The sequence below is a fragment of the Vibrio panuliri genome (assembly GCF_009938205.1).
GTDB classification, from domain to species: Bacteria; Pseudomonadota; Gammaproteobacteria; order Enterobacterales; family Vibrionaceae; genus Vibrio; species Vibrio panuliri.
This window is the reverse complement of sequence record NZ_AP019655.1, coordinates 531370-544735: the sequence shown is the minus strand read 5'-3', so window position 1 is coordinate 544735 and position 13366 is coordinate 531370. Positions and strand designations below refer to the sequence as shown.

At 44.4% G+C, this 13366-nt stretch carries 13 protein-coding genes and 4 tRNA genes; 8 read left to right on the top strand and 9 right to left on the bottom strand.

What is annotated here, in order from left to right; all coding sequences use genetic code 11:
- The first annotated feature begins 66 nt into the window (after positions 1-66).
- Both brnQ and asnA read left to right on the top strand, forming a co-directional pair.
- Positions 67-1344 (top strand): branched-chain amino acid transport system II carrier protein, encoded by a 1278-nt coding sequence (gene brnQ, locus GZK95_RS17230; protein ID WP_075715918.1) that lies wholly within the window; start codon positions 67-69, stop codon positions 1342-1344.
- Positions 1345-1506: 162 nt separating this feature from the next.
- Positions 1507-2514 carry an aspartate--ammonia ligase gene (gene asnA / locus GZK95_RS17225; RefSeq protein WP_075715917.1) on the top strand — a complete coding sequence of 336 codons (1008 nt, stop codon included), beginning with the start codon at positions 1507-1509 and terminating at the stop codon, positions 2512-2514.
- 99 nt (positions 2515-2613) lie between these two features.
- Here asnA and GZK95_RS17220 read toward each other — a convergent pair.
- The 6 genes from GZK95_RS17220 to GZK95_RS17195 form a co-directional block, all read right to left on the bottom strand.
- Positions 2614-2687 (bottom strand) — tRNA-Cys (locus GZK95_RS17220).
- Between the two features lie 147 nt (positions 2688-2834).
- Positions 2835-2921: transfer RNA gene (locus GZK95_RS17215), tRNA-Leu, on the bottom strand.
- Between the two features lie 149 nt (positions 2922-3070).
- Positions 3071-3146: transfer RNA gene (locus GZK95_RS17210), tRNA-Gly, on the bottom strand.
- Between the two features lie 4 nt (positions 3147-3150).
- Positions 3151-3224, bottom strand: a tRNA-Cys gene (locus GZK95_RS17205).
- Positions 3225-3384: 160 nt separating this feature from the next.
- Positions 3385-3741 (bottom strand): MmcQ/YjbR family DNA-binding protein, encoded by a 357-nt coding sequence (locus GZK95_RS17200; RefSeq protein WP_075713294.1) that lies wholly within the window; start codon positions 3739-3741, stop codon positions 3385-3387.
- A 9-nt stretch (positions 3742-3750) separates the two neighbouring features.
- Positions 3751-4233: a MarR family winged helix-turn-helix transcriptional regulator gene (locus GZK95_RS17195; RefSeq protein WP_075706203.1), complete on the bottom strand. Its 483-nt coding sequence runs from the start codon at positions 4231-4233 to the stop codon at positions 3751-3753.
- Positions 4234-4331: 98 nt separating this feature from the next.
- On the opposite strand from GZK95_RS17195, the gene GZK95_RS17190 reads away from it, so the two are divergent.
- Positions 4332-5219, top strand: a complete 888-nt coding sequence (locus GZK95_RS17190) for a DMT family transporter (RefSeq protein ID WP_075713292.1) — start codon at positions 4332-4334, stop codon at positions 5217-5219.
- An 85-nt stretch (positions 5220-5304) separates the two neighbouring features.
- On the opposite strand, the gene viaA is transcribed toward GZK95_RS17190, so the two are convergent.
- Both viaA and GZK95_RS17180 read right to left on the bottom strand, forming a co-directional pair.
- Complete coding sequence (gene viaA, locus GZK95_RS17185) at positions 5305-6750, bottom strand: ATPase RavA stimulator ViaA (protein WP_075713290.1); 1446 nt, start codon at positions 6748-6750, stop codon at positions 5305-5307.
- Between the two features lie 9 nt (positions 6751-6759).
- The gene (locus GZK95_RS17180; RefSeq protein WP_075706200.1) at positions 6760-8421 is read right to left on the bottom strand and encodes an ATPase RavA domain-containing protein; all 1662 of its coding nucleotides are present in this window, start codon (positions 8419-8421) and stop codon (positions 6760-6762) included.
- A gap of 285 nt (positions 8422-8706) precedes the next feature.
- Here GZK95_RS17180 and GZK95_RS17175 point away from each other — a divergent pair, with 285 nt between their 5' ends.
- The 5 genes from GZK95_RS17175 (at position 8707) to GZK95_RS17155 (ending at position 12704) form a co-directional block, all read left to right on the top strand.
- The gene (locus GZK95_RS17175; protein WP_225623949.1) at positions 8707-9213 is read left to right on the top strand and encodes an NUDIX hydrolase; all 507 of its coding nucleotides are present in this window, start codon (positions 8707-8709) and stop codon (positions 9211-9213) included.
- Positions 9214-9257: 44 nt separating this feature from the next.
- A complete protein-coding gene (ltaE, locus tag GZK95_RS17170; protein WP_075713288.1) occupies positions 9258-10262 on the top strand; it encodes a low-specificity L-threonine aldolase in 1005 nt (334 codons plus the stop codon).
- Between the two features lie 95 nt (positions 10263-10357).
- Positions 10358-10669 carry a c-type cytochrome gene (locus GZK95_RS17165; protein ID WP_075713286.1) on the top strand — a complete coding sequence of 104 codons (312 nt, stop codon included), beginning with the start codon at positions 10358-10360 and terminating at the stop codon, positions 10667-10669.
- Between the two features lie 284 nt (positions 10670-10953).
- Complete coding sequence (gene lpxL / locus GZK95_RS17160; protein WP_075713284.1) at positions 10954-11880, top strand: LpxL/LpxP family Kdo(2)-lipid IV(A) lauroyl/palmitoleoyl acyltransferase; 927 nt, start codon at positions 10954-10956, stop codon at positions 11878-11880.
- 254 nt (positions 11881-12134) lie between these two features.
- A complete protein-coding gene (locus GZK95_RS17155; protein ID WP_075713282.1) occupies positions 12135-12704 on the top strand; it encodes an outer membrane beta-barrel protein in 570 nt (189 codons plus the stop codon).
- A gap of 273 nt (positions 12705-12977) precedes the next feature.
- Here the strand turns inward: GZK95_RS17155 and ppiC are convergent, their stop codons facing one another.
- Positions 12978-13256 carry a peptidylprolyl isomerase PpiC gene (ppiC, locus tag GZK95_RS17150; protein ID WP_151148806.1) on the bottom strand — a complete coding sequence of 93 codons (279 nt, stop codon included), beginning with the start codon at positions 13254-13256 and terminating at the stop codon, positions 12978-12980.
- Between the last annotated feature and the right edge of the window lie 110 nt (positions 13257-13366).

Below are 13366 nucleotides of genomic sequence, written 5' to 3'. Positions count from 1 at the left end.
ATTTTCTTCTCTTGCAAGCTTCACTGACGGTCTTTTAAGCAACACAACAAAAGACAGGAAAAGACAGTGAAAAAATACGACTTATTAGCCACAGGGATGATGACCTTCGCGCTCTTTTTGGGTGCAGGTAATATCATTTTCCCACCCTTGTTGGGACTTCAAGCTGGAACCGCTCTACCTTTTGCAATGCTTGGTTTTCTATTAACAGCGGTTGGCTTACCTGCGCTCACCCTAATCGTGCTGGGTCGACTCAACAGCAGTGCTGCACTGACCAGCAAACTACCACTTTGGATTGGGACAGCATTTTGGGTTCTGCTACTCACAGCAGTAGGCCCAGCATTTGGGATGCCACGTGCCGTTACCGTGGCTTATGAGATGGGGATAGCCCCTTTCTTTACAACCGATATGCTATTGCCATTTACCGTCGTATTCTGCATCCTAACCTATCTTCTCGCCTACAAGCCCGGCAAACTCGTCGATTATATTGGCAAGATCATTACCCCAGTTTTAATCCTTATGCTGGCCGCCCTCGCCCTTTCAGCCATCATCAACCCACTTGATGCAATCCAACTCCCGAGTGGCGATTATCAAAGCAAACCATTGGTGAGTGGTCTTATCCAAGGCTATATGACGATGGATGCCATCGCCGCAGTCGGCTTTGGTTGGGTCGTGATCCAAACGATTTCCAGTCGTGGTGCCTCCACACCAAAACAAATCGCTCACGCAGCAACGCGCGTTGCAATCATCTATGCGGTATTAATGTCTGTTTGCTATATCGCGATGGGGTATATGGGCGCAACCTCTACCTCTGTTGCAGCCAATGCGACTCACGGTGGTGTTATTCTTGCCAACTATGTTGCTGTTACATTCGGAGCTTATGGTCAATGGCTACTGGCTGGCATCATTATACTCGCGTGTCTGACCACAACTGTCGGTCTTACCAACGCGTGCGCCGAGTATTGCCAACAAACATTTAAAGCACCAGTGCCATTCACCGCTGCAATTGTTGTCACTTTAACGGGTGTCATTGCTAACTTTGGTTTGGAGCAAATCATCGCAGCAAGTTTGCCTGCTATTTTAGTGCTTTGCCCGGTAGCCTTGTCATTAGTCATTGCATCACAGCAAAAAAGTGGCCAAACAACTTTAATGGTGATGTTAACCACTCTGATTTTTGGCATCGTCGATGCGCTCAATATCCTAGGTAAGATGCCAGAGGGCTGGAATACTGTTTTTCAAGATAGCTTGCCGCTGTATAACGCACATGCCAGCTGGCTACTACCTTGTGCATTGGTAATGGTAACGGCAGTAGCGAAACGTCGCTTGACCCCTGCCGCAGCGTACTAACTGCTAATATTCATGGGCAAAACATGAATAAAATTACCAATACGTTTTGCCCATGAAACTTTCTGATCAGAAATCAGGGAAAAATCACGATTACGTCTAGACGCTCATGCTGCTCTGTCGTAAGGTATTGAAACTCATCATTTCAAGAACATAGGAAGTTCAATGAAGCTGCAAATTCCAGCGGATTATCAACCGCTCCTTGATCTACGCGATACTGAAGTCGCAATCAAAAAACTTAAAGACTATTTCGAAACTGCGCTCGCTTATGAGCTCTACCTTACGCGGGTTTCCGCCCCACTATTTGTCAAACCAGAAACTGGGCTTAACGACAACTTAAACGGTACAGAACGTCCGGTGAGCTTTGATCTGCTCGATGACAATGGCGCCAATGTTGAAGTCGTCCATTCATTAGCAAAATGGAAACGCATGGCGTTAGGTCGATATGGTTTTCTCGAAGATGAAGGGCTCTACACCGATATGAACGCGATTCGTCGCGACGAAGAACTCGATAATATTCATTCGATTTATGTTGACCAATGGGACTGGGAGAAGGTCCTTAATAAATCAATGCGTAACGAGGAGTATCTGCAAGCCACTGTTGAAAAAATCTATAACGCGTTTCTAAAGACCGAGAACTACATCTATCAGGAGTACCCTGTTCTTAAGAAGCGTTTGCCGGCAAAAGTGACTTTTGTGACATCGCAAGAGCTACTCGACAAATATCCAGATTTAGACGCAAAAGGGCGAGAAAACGCGATATGTAAAGAGTATGGTGCAGTGTTTATCCAAAACATTGGACACGCGCTTTCAAATGGCGAAAAACATGATGGTCGCGCACCAGATTACGATGATTGGCAATTGAATGGCGACCTGCTGTTTTGGAACCCTGTTCTCGACAGTGCATTAGAACTCTCTTCGATGGGGATTCGTGTCAGTGAAGAGAGCTTGAAGCAGCAGTTAGCACTGGCTGGCTGTGAAGATAGAGCAACACTGCCATTCCACAGTATGGTTCTTGACGGCTCACTACCCTACACCATTGGCGGTGGTATCGGTCAATCTCGTATTTGTATGTTCTTTTTGCAAAAAGCGCACATTGGGGAAGTTCAATCTTCAATCTGGCCTGATACGATGATAGAAGAGTGTGAAGCGAACAAAATTACGCTGCTTTAGTCGCTAAATAAGTACTAAGATCGTGGTTTAAGCTCTGGCCTATGGCTGGGGCTTTTTTATATCAGAACGTCGAAATGCTGTAATGAAGGGATAAGTAAATGGAGGCGCCTCCCGGAGTCGAACCGAGGTCCACGGATTTGCAATCCGCTGCATAGCCACTCTGCCAAGGCGCCTTAAATTGTGCTTGATGCTTAGAGAAAATGATTTCACTTAGGCATCTAAGTTTGATGATGGTGCCCCGGGCCGGAATTGATGGTCCGACATTTCGGCCGGCCGACACGAAGGAGAGATTTAAATCTCACACATCTTAATATTCTAGATGGTGCCCCGGGCCGGACTTGAACCGGCACAGCGCGAACGCCGAGGGATTTTAAATCCCTTGTGTCTACCAATTCCACCACCAGGGCACACAAATCTAAACTTGTGAGGCCTTTACTGAAGTAAGTAAAACACCATCTGATTATCGATTTTAATAAATCGCTAATTTTAATTTGGAGTGACTCGGCTGGATTCAGTCACGAGGTTCCTCGTGCAAGCCAATCATTCCAATAAAATCTGGAGCGACACACGAGGTTCGAACTCGTGACCTCAACCTTGGCAAGGTTGCGCTCTACCAACTGAGCTAGTGTCGCAAAATGGAGGCGCCTCCCGGAGTCGAACCGAGGTCCACGGATTTGCAATCCGCTGCATAGCCACTCTGCCAAGGCGCCATTTTGAAACGCTTAAGTTACCCACCGCTGCGTTCGCTGCACACTTTACGGATTCTCCCACTGGAGTCAAACAAATTTATCGAAACTGAGTTTGTTTGCTGATATTTAGCGCAGATGGGCGAGTCTTTGATCTAATTGCTCAATTTTTCTCAATCCGCCACTACTCAAAACCCAATGCCACACGTTCGAGTTTTTTTAATCCCTTCACTACTAAAGCATACGACTGAGTGCAAAGGTCCTCGATAAGAGTGTCTTCCACATCACCTGGATAGTAAACCGTGATCCAATGTCGCTTGTTAGTGTGATAACCAGGGGTAATATCAGTAAACTGAGATGTTAGCACTTCACCGTCTTCGGGTTTTACTTTGAGAGTGACATAGTCTCTACCCTCACGACGCGCCAATATGGCGAACATTTTGCCTCTCACTTTATACACTAAGGCATCAGGTCCGAACGGATAATCAGCTTGCGCTTCGCGAAACTTATCAAGATATGCGGTCAGTTCTTTGTTAGTCATCTCTACCCCTTATTCAAATTGCCCCATCCACTCAGCGAGCATCTGTTCAACGTTTTTCCTCATCTTTGGCTCTATATTGGCGATCAAGGATTCTTGCAGCTCGCTATGCTGCGGAAGAATATCATTGATAAGACGCTTTCCCTGCGGCGTCAACTTAACCTTAACACTTCTTCGATCTGTCTCGTTATGCGTTCGTTGTATTAAGTGCTTAGCTTCTAGTTTATCAAGTCGGTTGGTCATCGCTCCGGACGTCAATATCATTGCATTGATAAGTTCACTGGGAGTGAGACCTTGGGGGGCATCACTGCGATAGAGAGAAACTAGCACATCAAACTCGCCAGGTTTCAAACCAAAAGATTTATGCAAGCTCGCCATCTCATTCTCAAGATGCTTAGCGATGCGCAACACTCTGCCAATAATCGCCAGAGGTTGTGTATTGAGTGAGGGTTGAACATTTTGCCATTGTCCAAGTGCTCGATCGATAGTGTCCATAGCTTGGGCATCCAATATATCTTTATATAAAGATACTTTACATAAAGCTAATCAGCTTGTAAATTTGTGACGAGTTATCTTTACGTGAAGATATTTTTATGTCGATTTTCTATGCCATGATCCCCGCCTTTTTCTGGGGAACCACTTATGCTGTGACTCAGTTTACCCTCGAAGGCTGGCCCGCACTCCTTCTTGGCGCGTTGAGAGCCCTTCCTGCAGGATTACTGCTACTTCTGCTCAGACCAATGTGGCCAAAAGGGAAGCAGTGGCGACAACTGGCAGTTCTCGGTTTAATCAATATCGGTATCTTCTTCTCACTTATCTTTGTGGTTGCGCTCAGTTTGCCGTCAGCGATATCGGGCGTTGGAATGATCTCAGTCCCGGTCTTTGCGATGATATATCATGGTGTTGTGTATCGCCGTATGCCAAGCAAAGTCCAGATGTTAAGTGGCGCGATGTTGATTGTTTTGGCGTGGATGCTGTTTGACCCGAATCAACTTGTCTTAAGCCCAATTGGCTTAGGGGCACTGTTGACGGCAATCTTTTGTATCATTATCGGTAGTGATATTACCAAACGACTGGGCGTCACTATGCATTGGTGGCAAGTGCTGACATGGCAGCTAATTTTAGGTGGTGTGTTCCTAGCGATTATCTCTTGTATTCACGCCTTAGTTGACCCTAGTAAGTACCTTTACGCGATTGAACATGTCAGTGCGTTCAATGTTGCTGGTATCGCATGGCTATCACTGCTTAACACCGCACTAGGCTACGGCTTATATGTTTTCCTACTTCAGCGTATGAGCGTAGTAGAGTTCACTTTCGGAGGCATTGCAAATCCAATTGCAGGTATTGTATTTGGTGTGGTGCTGGTTGGAGAGAGTTATACCTTGGGGCAATATGGGTTAATGGCCGGTATGATTTTGATGTCTCTGATGCCTCAACTTACCCAATCAATCAAGTCTGCCCGAAGCCATCAGGCCGACTAATAGACTCAAGTCACCTCAAGATGCAGAATTCAGACTCGCTGAGCCAAGCACCTTGAGGTTGCCTGAGTAGCATGTGAAAAGCGGCTTACCATTTACGCATCAAACGTCCAACGAGGTTCGGATGGTAAGCCCAACTGTGGTCAAACATTCCTAACAAGTCTGGATTACCATACTTAGAAAGCGAGAGTGCATGAAAACGGTTGGAGCATTTTTTGAGATCGCGTACTTTCTGTTGGATCTCTTCAACAGGTAACGGTGCGATAAAGTCCGAAATCACGACCGTATCGGCATTTTTATATCGCTCACCCATCATGATCTCAACGGTTTGTGCCAACACTGGGCCAAGATCAGTCCCCCCATGAAAGCTATAGCTTAGAAAGTCACTTGCCTCTCGAAGCCCATCTTGCTTTGTCAGTTCATAGGTGATGACCTGAGTAGAAAACAGCATCACATAGCAATCTCTATCTTCTGCTAGTGCCATCTGCATTAATGCATAAGCCATTGCTTTGGCACACTGTTCAGGAAAGCCGTTCATCGACCCTGAAGCATCAATACAGACAACAAATGGGCCTTTTTCGACTTCTGCTTTGCTGTGGTCAGCCTTTTGCGCCCTGACTTTTCGAAGTGTGCGAGATTTACCCTGAGTTTTATAGTTCATCAAACGCTTATCAACTAAGTGCTTGTAAAACACAACTTCAAGTTCAGGGTACGCCAAAAACATCGTTTCATTAGGCAGCAGTTTATTTAAATCATCGCCTTCATGAACACCGACAATATCGTCGGTAGCCTCATCAGAGGTTTCTTCAACCACTTGAAGCTCTTCATTAGGCGTGCGATTTAAATCGGGATCGTCCACCTCGTTAGCCATACGTCCCAGTTGCTCAGCAATATCCTGTAAGGTTTTGTTCTTTTTAAGGAACTCCGCATGACGCTTCATCACAGAGAGATCGGTCTTGGTTAACTTAGCGGAGGCCATATCCCATAAGCGACCTACACTATTTTCATCCCCTTCCTGCGTCACTTTTTCCATGTTTTTCATGGTTTCCATACGCTGGTAAAGATCTTTCAATACTTTTTCTTTGTTCGCTTTAAGCTCGGTTAACTGCGCTTGGCGAATTGCATCCGATAGACTCTTATACCATTGGTCACAAAAATAGTGCGGGAACATTGGGTTATGCACCCCTTTGTTCTTTTCAATCAGACGGCGTGCTTCAATGTAGAATGCGCTATGCCATTCGAGCTGTTTTACCACCGCAGGAATTTTTTCAACAAACTCAGTTTCATCCCAATGAATCACTTCTTGATATAACGCGAGTTCTTGTTGAAAACGTTCAGTTTCACATACTTTGGTAATGCGCTTTTTTACGCTACCACGCCACTTAAGCAGGTGATTTTTTACCGAGGTTTTCATGCCTCGGTTCTCCGCCATCACCATTACTTGAGTACGAGCCATCAAATCATTGACCGCGCTGTCAATCATTCCCGAATCTGCAATCATAAGTGCAAGGTTAAGACCATCTGCTCCTAACATTGTCACCTCCTATGAAAAGAATTGATCAAGGTTTTTGAAGCGAAAGACGGTCCGTTCACACTCGCTTTTGGTCGTTTCTAGTTGTTGTTGTAGTGACTGCAAACTCGATTCCATCACTCGAGGGATTTCTGGATTAATAAACCCATGAGGCAGTGCACCATGAAAGTTTGATTTCACTTTACGTAAATGGTGTTCAGCTTCTTCAAGTTGACGTAGTGCATTCTCAGCTTTCTCTAACCATTGTTGATACACATCGCTATCAAGCCCTTGTGTCGTGACGACTGAAACCAGCACAGCTCGATTAGCAATGTCTTTTATTACAAGATTATTTGCAGCGTCCATCTCAAAGCGTAAGCGACACAAATTCGTGTTTTGGTTAACATAACCATACACATCGCCGCAGCCTTCTTTGATTACCCGTTCCAACTCATTCTTTGGCACGTATACCCAACGGCTATCCCCTTTTTCTGACTCTGAGACCGACATGTTACTTTGCAGTAGCACCAGTTTGACCAAGTCGCTCGCCGCCCCGACTCGGTAGGATTTGATGCCCGAGAGGTTGTAGTGGTGAACACTCTTCTTGATCAGTCCGGTGGTCGATTCCATCGAAAGCGACATAGCAAACTTCGTTTCGAGTTCATCTTGCACGTCGGCTAATTCTTCACGGCAAAACGTGATTTGTTGTTCAACGTCTTGCTGATCAAAGGCGTACTTCAGCGCAAACTCTTTGATCACTTGCCATACAATTTCTCGAGATTCAGCACTGTTCCATAAACAGTCTTGCAAAAGGATTAAATCGAGAGGGTTGATTGAATCTCGTCCATTGAAATAGGCACTTGCTTTGAGCAGTTTTACTGATTTTTTCCAACGTCGGTCAGAGACATACATATCCGATTGGGCAAACTCTACGCCTGCTTGCTCGGCTTTTTGCTCTAGGAGTGATTTTAGTTGGTAGAGCTTTTCGAACACATCATCGGTGAGAGGGAGTTTATCGAGCTCTTGTTGCCACAGGTGGTACTCTTGATCGGTAATGGCCAGTCCAGCAGGAATTTTCGCTTCTTGTTCTGTGCCTACCGTCAGCATGGATTTAAAATTCTGTTTGTCTTGAATTCTATTGACGAAAACACGCACAAGCATACGGTCATACAGTGCATCTAAGCCGCTATCTTCATCAGGTAATTCGTTCGAAGCCGAAACAAGAAGACGCATTGGCACTTTCTCAATGTCACTGCCATTTTTAAACGTTTTTTCGTTCACAACGGTGAGCAAGGTGTTCAAAATTGCTGGGCCGGCTTTCCATATTTCGTCTAAAAACACAACTTGAGCTGTAGGTAGATAACCTTCGGTCAAACGGACATAACGGCCGTTGTCCTTGAGCTCTTGGATACTTAAGGGACCAAACACCTCTTCAGGTGTTGAAAATCGCGTCATTAAATATTCAAAGTAAGATGAGTTGTCGAAAGCTTGGATAAGGCGTTTAGCGATGAGGCTTTTTGCAATGCCGGGAGGGCCTAATAAAAATACGCTTTCGCCTGCGAGAGCAGCAAGAAGGCACATTCTTATTGTATCCTCCCGTTCATAGACGCCGTCTGACAGTGCTTTAGCTAGTTTATTGATACGCTCTGATAACAAAGCTTTATTTGAATAATTCACTTGGGAAAGTAACGTCAACGGTTTGCTCCTCTGGAAAATTCATAATTTTACACATGAGTTAATACATTGTTACTATTTTGTTATATGCGAAATTATACGTTAGAGCAACCCTTTATAGCAGATAGAAATTTTCAGACGCACTTAAAAACTATGTTTTCATATTTGTGATATGCATCAATGTTCAATAAATCATTTTATGTGCACTTGGTTTTATAGTGCTTTTATTTCAACCCATAAGTGGTTAAGGTAGCTAGCATTTCCCGCCCCTAAGCATGGTAGTTAACTTTTGTGATAGAGAAAAAAGTGATACATCAGTGGAAGCGTATTTCACTGGTAGAAGAGCGCGTTGAGTTACCCAATGGTAAGCAAATTACCCACACCACAATTGCGCACCCTGGCGCCGCTGTGATCTTACCCATCGACGACAATGGCAATATTGTTTTCGTCAATCAGTACCGCCCTTCTTTGCGTAAATGGCTACTTGAGCTACCCGCAGGGACGTTGGAAAGTGACGAGCCAATTGAAGTTTGTGCCGCAAGAGAGCTCGAAGAAGAGACTGGCTACAGTGCAAACGAAATAATTCCACTCGGTCAAGTCACACCTCTGGCTGGATTTTGCGACGAGATTCAGTACCTGTTTGTCGCAAAAGGCTTAAGCAAAACATCACGCTATACTTGTGATGATGACGAAGTGATAGAAGTGCTACACATATCTCTTGCCGAAATTGAGCAAATGATCATTAATGGCAGCATAAGCGATGCCAAGAGCATGGCTTGTCTAAGCAAAGCTAAGTTGTGTGGTTATATCTGACTTGCTCAATATAATCTCGGCGATGGACTACAGTAGGATTAATGATGGATTTTCGTTCTGATACGGTTACAAAACCGACCGATGCCATGCGTAAGGCGATGGCAGAAGCAGTAGTGGGTGACGATGTTTACGGGGATGACCCAACAGTCAACGATTTGGAACAATGGGCTGCGGAGCGACACGGTTTCGAGGCTGCAATGTTCACCACTTCAGGTACTCAAGCCAACTTACTCGGATTAATGGCACACTGCGAACGCGGTGACGAATATCTGTGTGGTCAGCAAGCTCATAACTACCGTTATGAAGCAGGCGGTGCCGCTGTATTAGGTTCAATTCAACCTCAACCGATTGAAAATAATCCTGACGGAACGCTCCCATTTGATAAGCTTCAGGCAGCGATTAAACCTAATGATATCCACTTCGCTCGTACTCGTTTATTGAGCTTAGAAAACACCATCAACGGTAAAGTGCTGCCACTAGAATATCTGGCTCAAGCGCGTGAGTTCGTCAACCAAAATGGACTTGCTATGCACCTTGATGGCGCTCGCGTATACAACGCGGCGGTTGCATTGGACATCGACGTAAAAGAGATTGCTCAATATTTTGACTCAATGACAGTGTGTCTATCTAAGGGGCTTGGTGCGCCAGTAGGCTCACTCCTACTTGGCTCTAAAGAGTACATCGCCAAAGCGCGCCGCCTAAGAAAAATGGTCGGCGGTGGCATGCGACAAGCTGGTATTCTTGCGGCGGCGGGTAAACTCGCCCTCACAGAGCAAGTCGTTCAACTTAAGCAAGATCATATTAACGCTAAGCGACTAGCCGAAGGTCTAAGTCAGATCCCTGGTTTTTCCGTCAACCCTGAGTTTATTCATACCAATATCGTGTTCACTAAGATCGATGAATCGATTGATGTCTCGGGTCTGGTCGGCAAATTAGCGCAAGATGGCATCATCGCGACCGCGGGAAATCCGATGAGATTTGTTACGCACAAAGACATCTCGGCACAAGACATCGAGACGGTCTTGCAAAAAATCGCTGATTACGTCTAAAAATACAGCGATTGACTCCTTGCACTATTGAGCTTCCCCTTGCGGGAAGCTTTATTATTCCCGCCTTATTAAATTCAAATATATCTGTTATTTTTATGCGTAAATTGCTCATTCTTGGTCTGTTGTCTTTAGCACCTTTGGTTCAAGCTAAACCTTTTGGCGATGCCGAGCTTGGTAAGGTAAAATCGCCAAGTTGTGTATTTTGTCATGGTCAAACTGGCAAAGCGACCAACCCTCGTTACCCAAGCCTCAATGGACAAAATGCCGCGTATCTCTATCAAGCGATGCTAGATTACCAGCAAGGCAAACGTACCTCACCTATGGCACAAATGATGGCGGCTCAACTGCGCCAACTTAACGATCAGGATTTAAAAGACATCGCAGCGTTTTACGCAATGCAAGATTAGGTTTGTATTGCTTAGTCAAAGGAGGCTCAACTCGCGCAGCCTCCCAACCATCTCTGAAGACTAAAATCAGCTCTTGATCTAGTTTTCATGTCTTCATTAATCAGTCGTCTTTATCATTTTTGCAGACAAAGATGCAATTTTTGTATAAATCTTTGACAGACCCTCGCAAAAATTCATTAGTAATCAATAACATTAATTTTAGTGTGAATTAGATCAATATTTTAGTTTGTGATAGTAACAACTTCGATATAGACTGCGCGCCCTTTTAAACGAATTGTAAACAAATGAAACCTATCGCTCCGGTCTTTAAATGGCAATATCTCCTCCCGAACTATTGGGGGACACTGCTCCTTATTGCGCTGATGTATTCGCTGAGCTTGCTGCCGTTAAAACTTCAAATTGGACTTGGAAAGCGTATTGGTCGCTTGGTGTTAGGGCGAATGAAAAAACGCTCAAACACAATTCGACGTAATCTTGAGCTCTGTTTCCCTGAAATGGAAGCCTCACAGATGTCGTTGCTGACTGAGCAAAATATTGAAAATACAGGTATCGCTCTTTTTGAAACCGCTATGGCATGGTTTTGGCCAGACAAACGGGTAAACAAACACGTCACCATCATTGGTATGGAACGCTTAGAAGCCTTCGAAAAACAAGGTAAGGGCGTGCTAATGCTTGCCGTTCACTCGATGAACTTGGAGCTTGGCGCGCGCGCATTTGGTATTAAGAAATCGGGAATGGGCGTTTATCGTCCCAACTCCAACCCTTGCTTTGATTACTTTCAGTATCATGGTCGCTCTCGTTCAAACCGTACTCTAATCGATCGCCGTGACGTGAAAGGCATGATCCACGCACTGAAAACGGGCAAACGAGTTTGGTACGCGCCGGATCATGACTATGGTCGTCGTCGCTCTACTTTTGCGCCACTGTTCGCAGTTGAAAACGCCTGCACAACCACAGGTACGAGCCTGCTGGTCAACGCGACAGATTGTGTCATCGTGCCCTTTACTATGGTTCGAGGCAGGGATAATCACTACACCCTAACGATTCTTCCTAGCTTGGATGAATACCCGCGAGAGTGTGAAACACTTGCTGCCGCCTATACCAACAAGGCGATTGAAACATCAATCATGGCAGAACCGAGTCAGTACATGTGGTTACACCGCCGCTTTAAAACTCGCCCTGACGGTGAAGCCTGCTTATACGCAGTTTAGAATCACGCGGTGTTCAGATGCAAAAAAGGTCAAGCAAATGCTTGACCTTTTTCATATCAATCAGATATTTATCTTATATACGATGCAAGGCTTCAACTCCAAATTGAAAAGCCGATTGCAACAGTTACCTATAACTTCCTTATATTACAAATCAAACTTATAGTCGTGTTGACAAGTAAATTTATCTTGCGTGTCGTTTCAATTATGGCTTTAATCCGCCCCCAATTTTTTGACTATAAATACTGAGAATAACAATGAAAAAATTCGCTTTAGCTGCTGCTATCACTCTTGCAGCTACTTCTTCTTTTGCTGCAGATACAAATACAAATACAAATACAAAAGAGTGGTATGAGGGCCTAGGCTTAACGCTTGGCTATGCTGCTGTTGACGTTGATGGTTTTGATAGTCCAGATACTGAAAGCAACTTTACATTGGGCGCTAACTACACTTTCGAAAACGGCTTGTTGGTCGGTTTCGACTACGCGCCAGGTCTTTTTGAAGATAGTGCAAGTGCTTTCGCGCCAGGAGCTTCCGCTAGTATTTCTCTAGAAGCTGATGCGCTCACTACATATGTAGGTTATCAAGCAGTTAACGGTGTTAGAGGCGGCTTAGGTTTAACGTTCGTGACTGTTGAAGCGAATGCTAGTTTAACAAATGCTTTTGGTTCTGCTAGTGCTTCTGATGAGACTGACGGAACACTTATCACTCCGTTTGTTGGATACAAGTTTGCTAACAATATGACTGTAGACGGCAAGATTGCTTTCGGTGATGTAGACGGGACAGATATGGTCATAACTTCTATCGCTGTAGGTTACGTGTTCTAATCATTCATAAGAGGGCAAAACGCTCTAATACCGTTCACTTTTTACTTATGTATTAGGTGATAATGACCAAGTACTAGCGGTTTACACCAAGCAAGGCTTCGAGATTATTGGTATAGCAAAGGAGCAAGCCATAAAGAACTATAGATACATTAATGGAATACTAATTGAAAATATATTGTAGAAAATAGTCTACTTTCCTGTAGTGGATCATAGTTGAAAGCAAAAAAGGTCAAGCAAATGCTTGACCTTTTTCATATCAATCAGATATTTATCTTATGTGCGGTACAAAACTTTAACCACATGCCAACCAAATTTAGTCTTCACCAGGTGAGGAACGAGTGTCTCGCCAGAAAAACACACTTTGTCAAACTGCGGTACCATTTGACCACGACGAAACTCGCCTAGATCTCCGCCACGTTTACCTGAAGGACAGTTAGAATATTTCTTTGCCAAGGTTTGAAACTTCGCACCTTTTTTCAGTTGCTTGATAATGTCTTCAGCTTGTTCTTTGTGTTTTACCAAAATGTGTAAAGCTGCTGCTGTATTTGCCATAGTTACTCTAATTGACCCCGTCTTTAACTGCGCATGATTGTACCTAAGATTAATGAGATCTTCATCAAACCTTTTTACTACTAATCATCTAGATTAATAATGTTTATCTA

Coding starts and splice junctions, on each gene's coding strand:
- asnA (WP_075715917.1), top strand. CDS start 1,507: ATGAAGCTGCAAATTCCAGCGGATTATCAACCGCTCCTTGATCTACGC.
- GZK95_RS17200 (WP_075713294.1), bottom strand. CDS start 3,741: ATGACTAACAAAGAACTGACCGCATATCTTGATAAGTTTCGCGAAGCG.
- GZK95_RS17195 (WP_075706203.1), bottom strand. CDS start 4,233: ATGGACACTATCGATCGAGCACTTGGACAATGGCAAAATGTTCAACCC.
- GZK95_RS17190 (WP_075713292.1), top strand. CDS start 4,332: ATGTCGATTTTCTATGCCATGATCCCCGCCTTTTTCTGGGGAACCACT.
- viaA (WP_075713290.1), bottom strand. CDS start 6,750: ATGTTAGGAGCAGATGGTCTTAACCTTGCACTTATGATTGCAGATTCG.
- ltaE (WP_075713288.1), top strand. CDS start 9,258: ATGGATTTTCGTTCTGATACGGTTACAAAACCGACCGATGCCATGCGT.
- GZK95_RS17165 (WP_075713286.1), top strand. CDS start 10,358: ATGCGTAAATTGCTCATTCTTGGTCTGTTGTCTTTAGCACCTTTGGTT.
- lpxL (WP_075713284.1), top strand. CDS start 10,954: ATGAAACCTATCGCTCCGGTCTTTAAATGGCAATATCTCCTCCCGAAC.
- GZK95_RS17155 (WP_075713282.1), top strand. CDS start 12,135: ATGAAAAAATTCGCTTTAGCTGCTGCTATCACTCTTGCAGCTACTTCT.
- ppiC (WP_151148806.1), bottom strand. CDS start 13,256: ATGGCAAATACAGCAGCAGCTTTACACATTTTGGTAAAACACAAAGAA.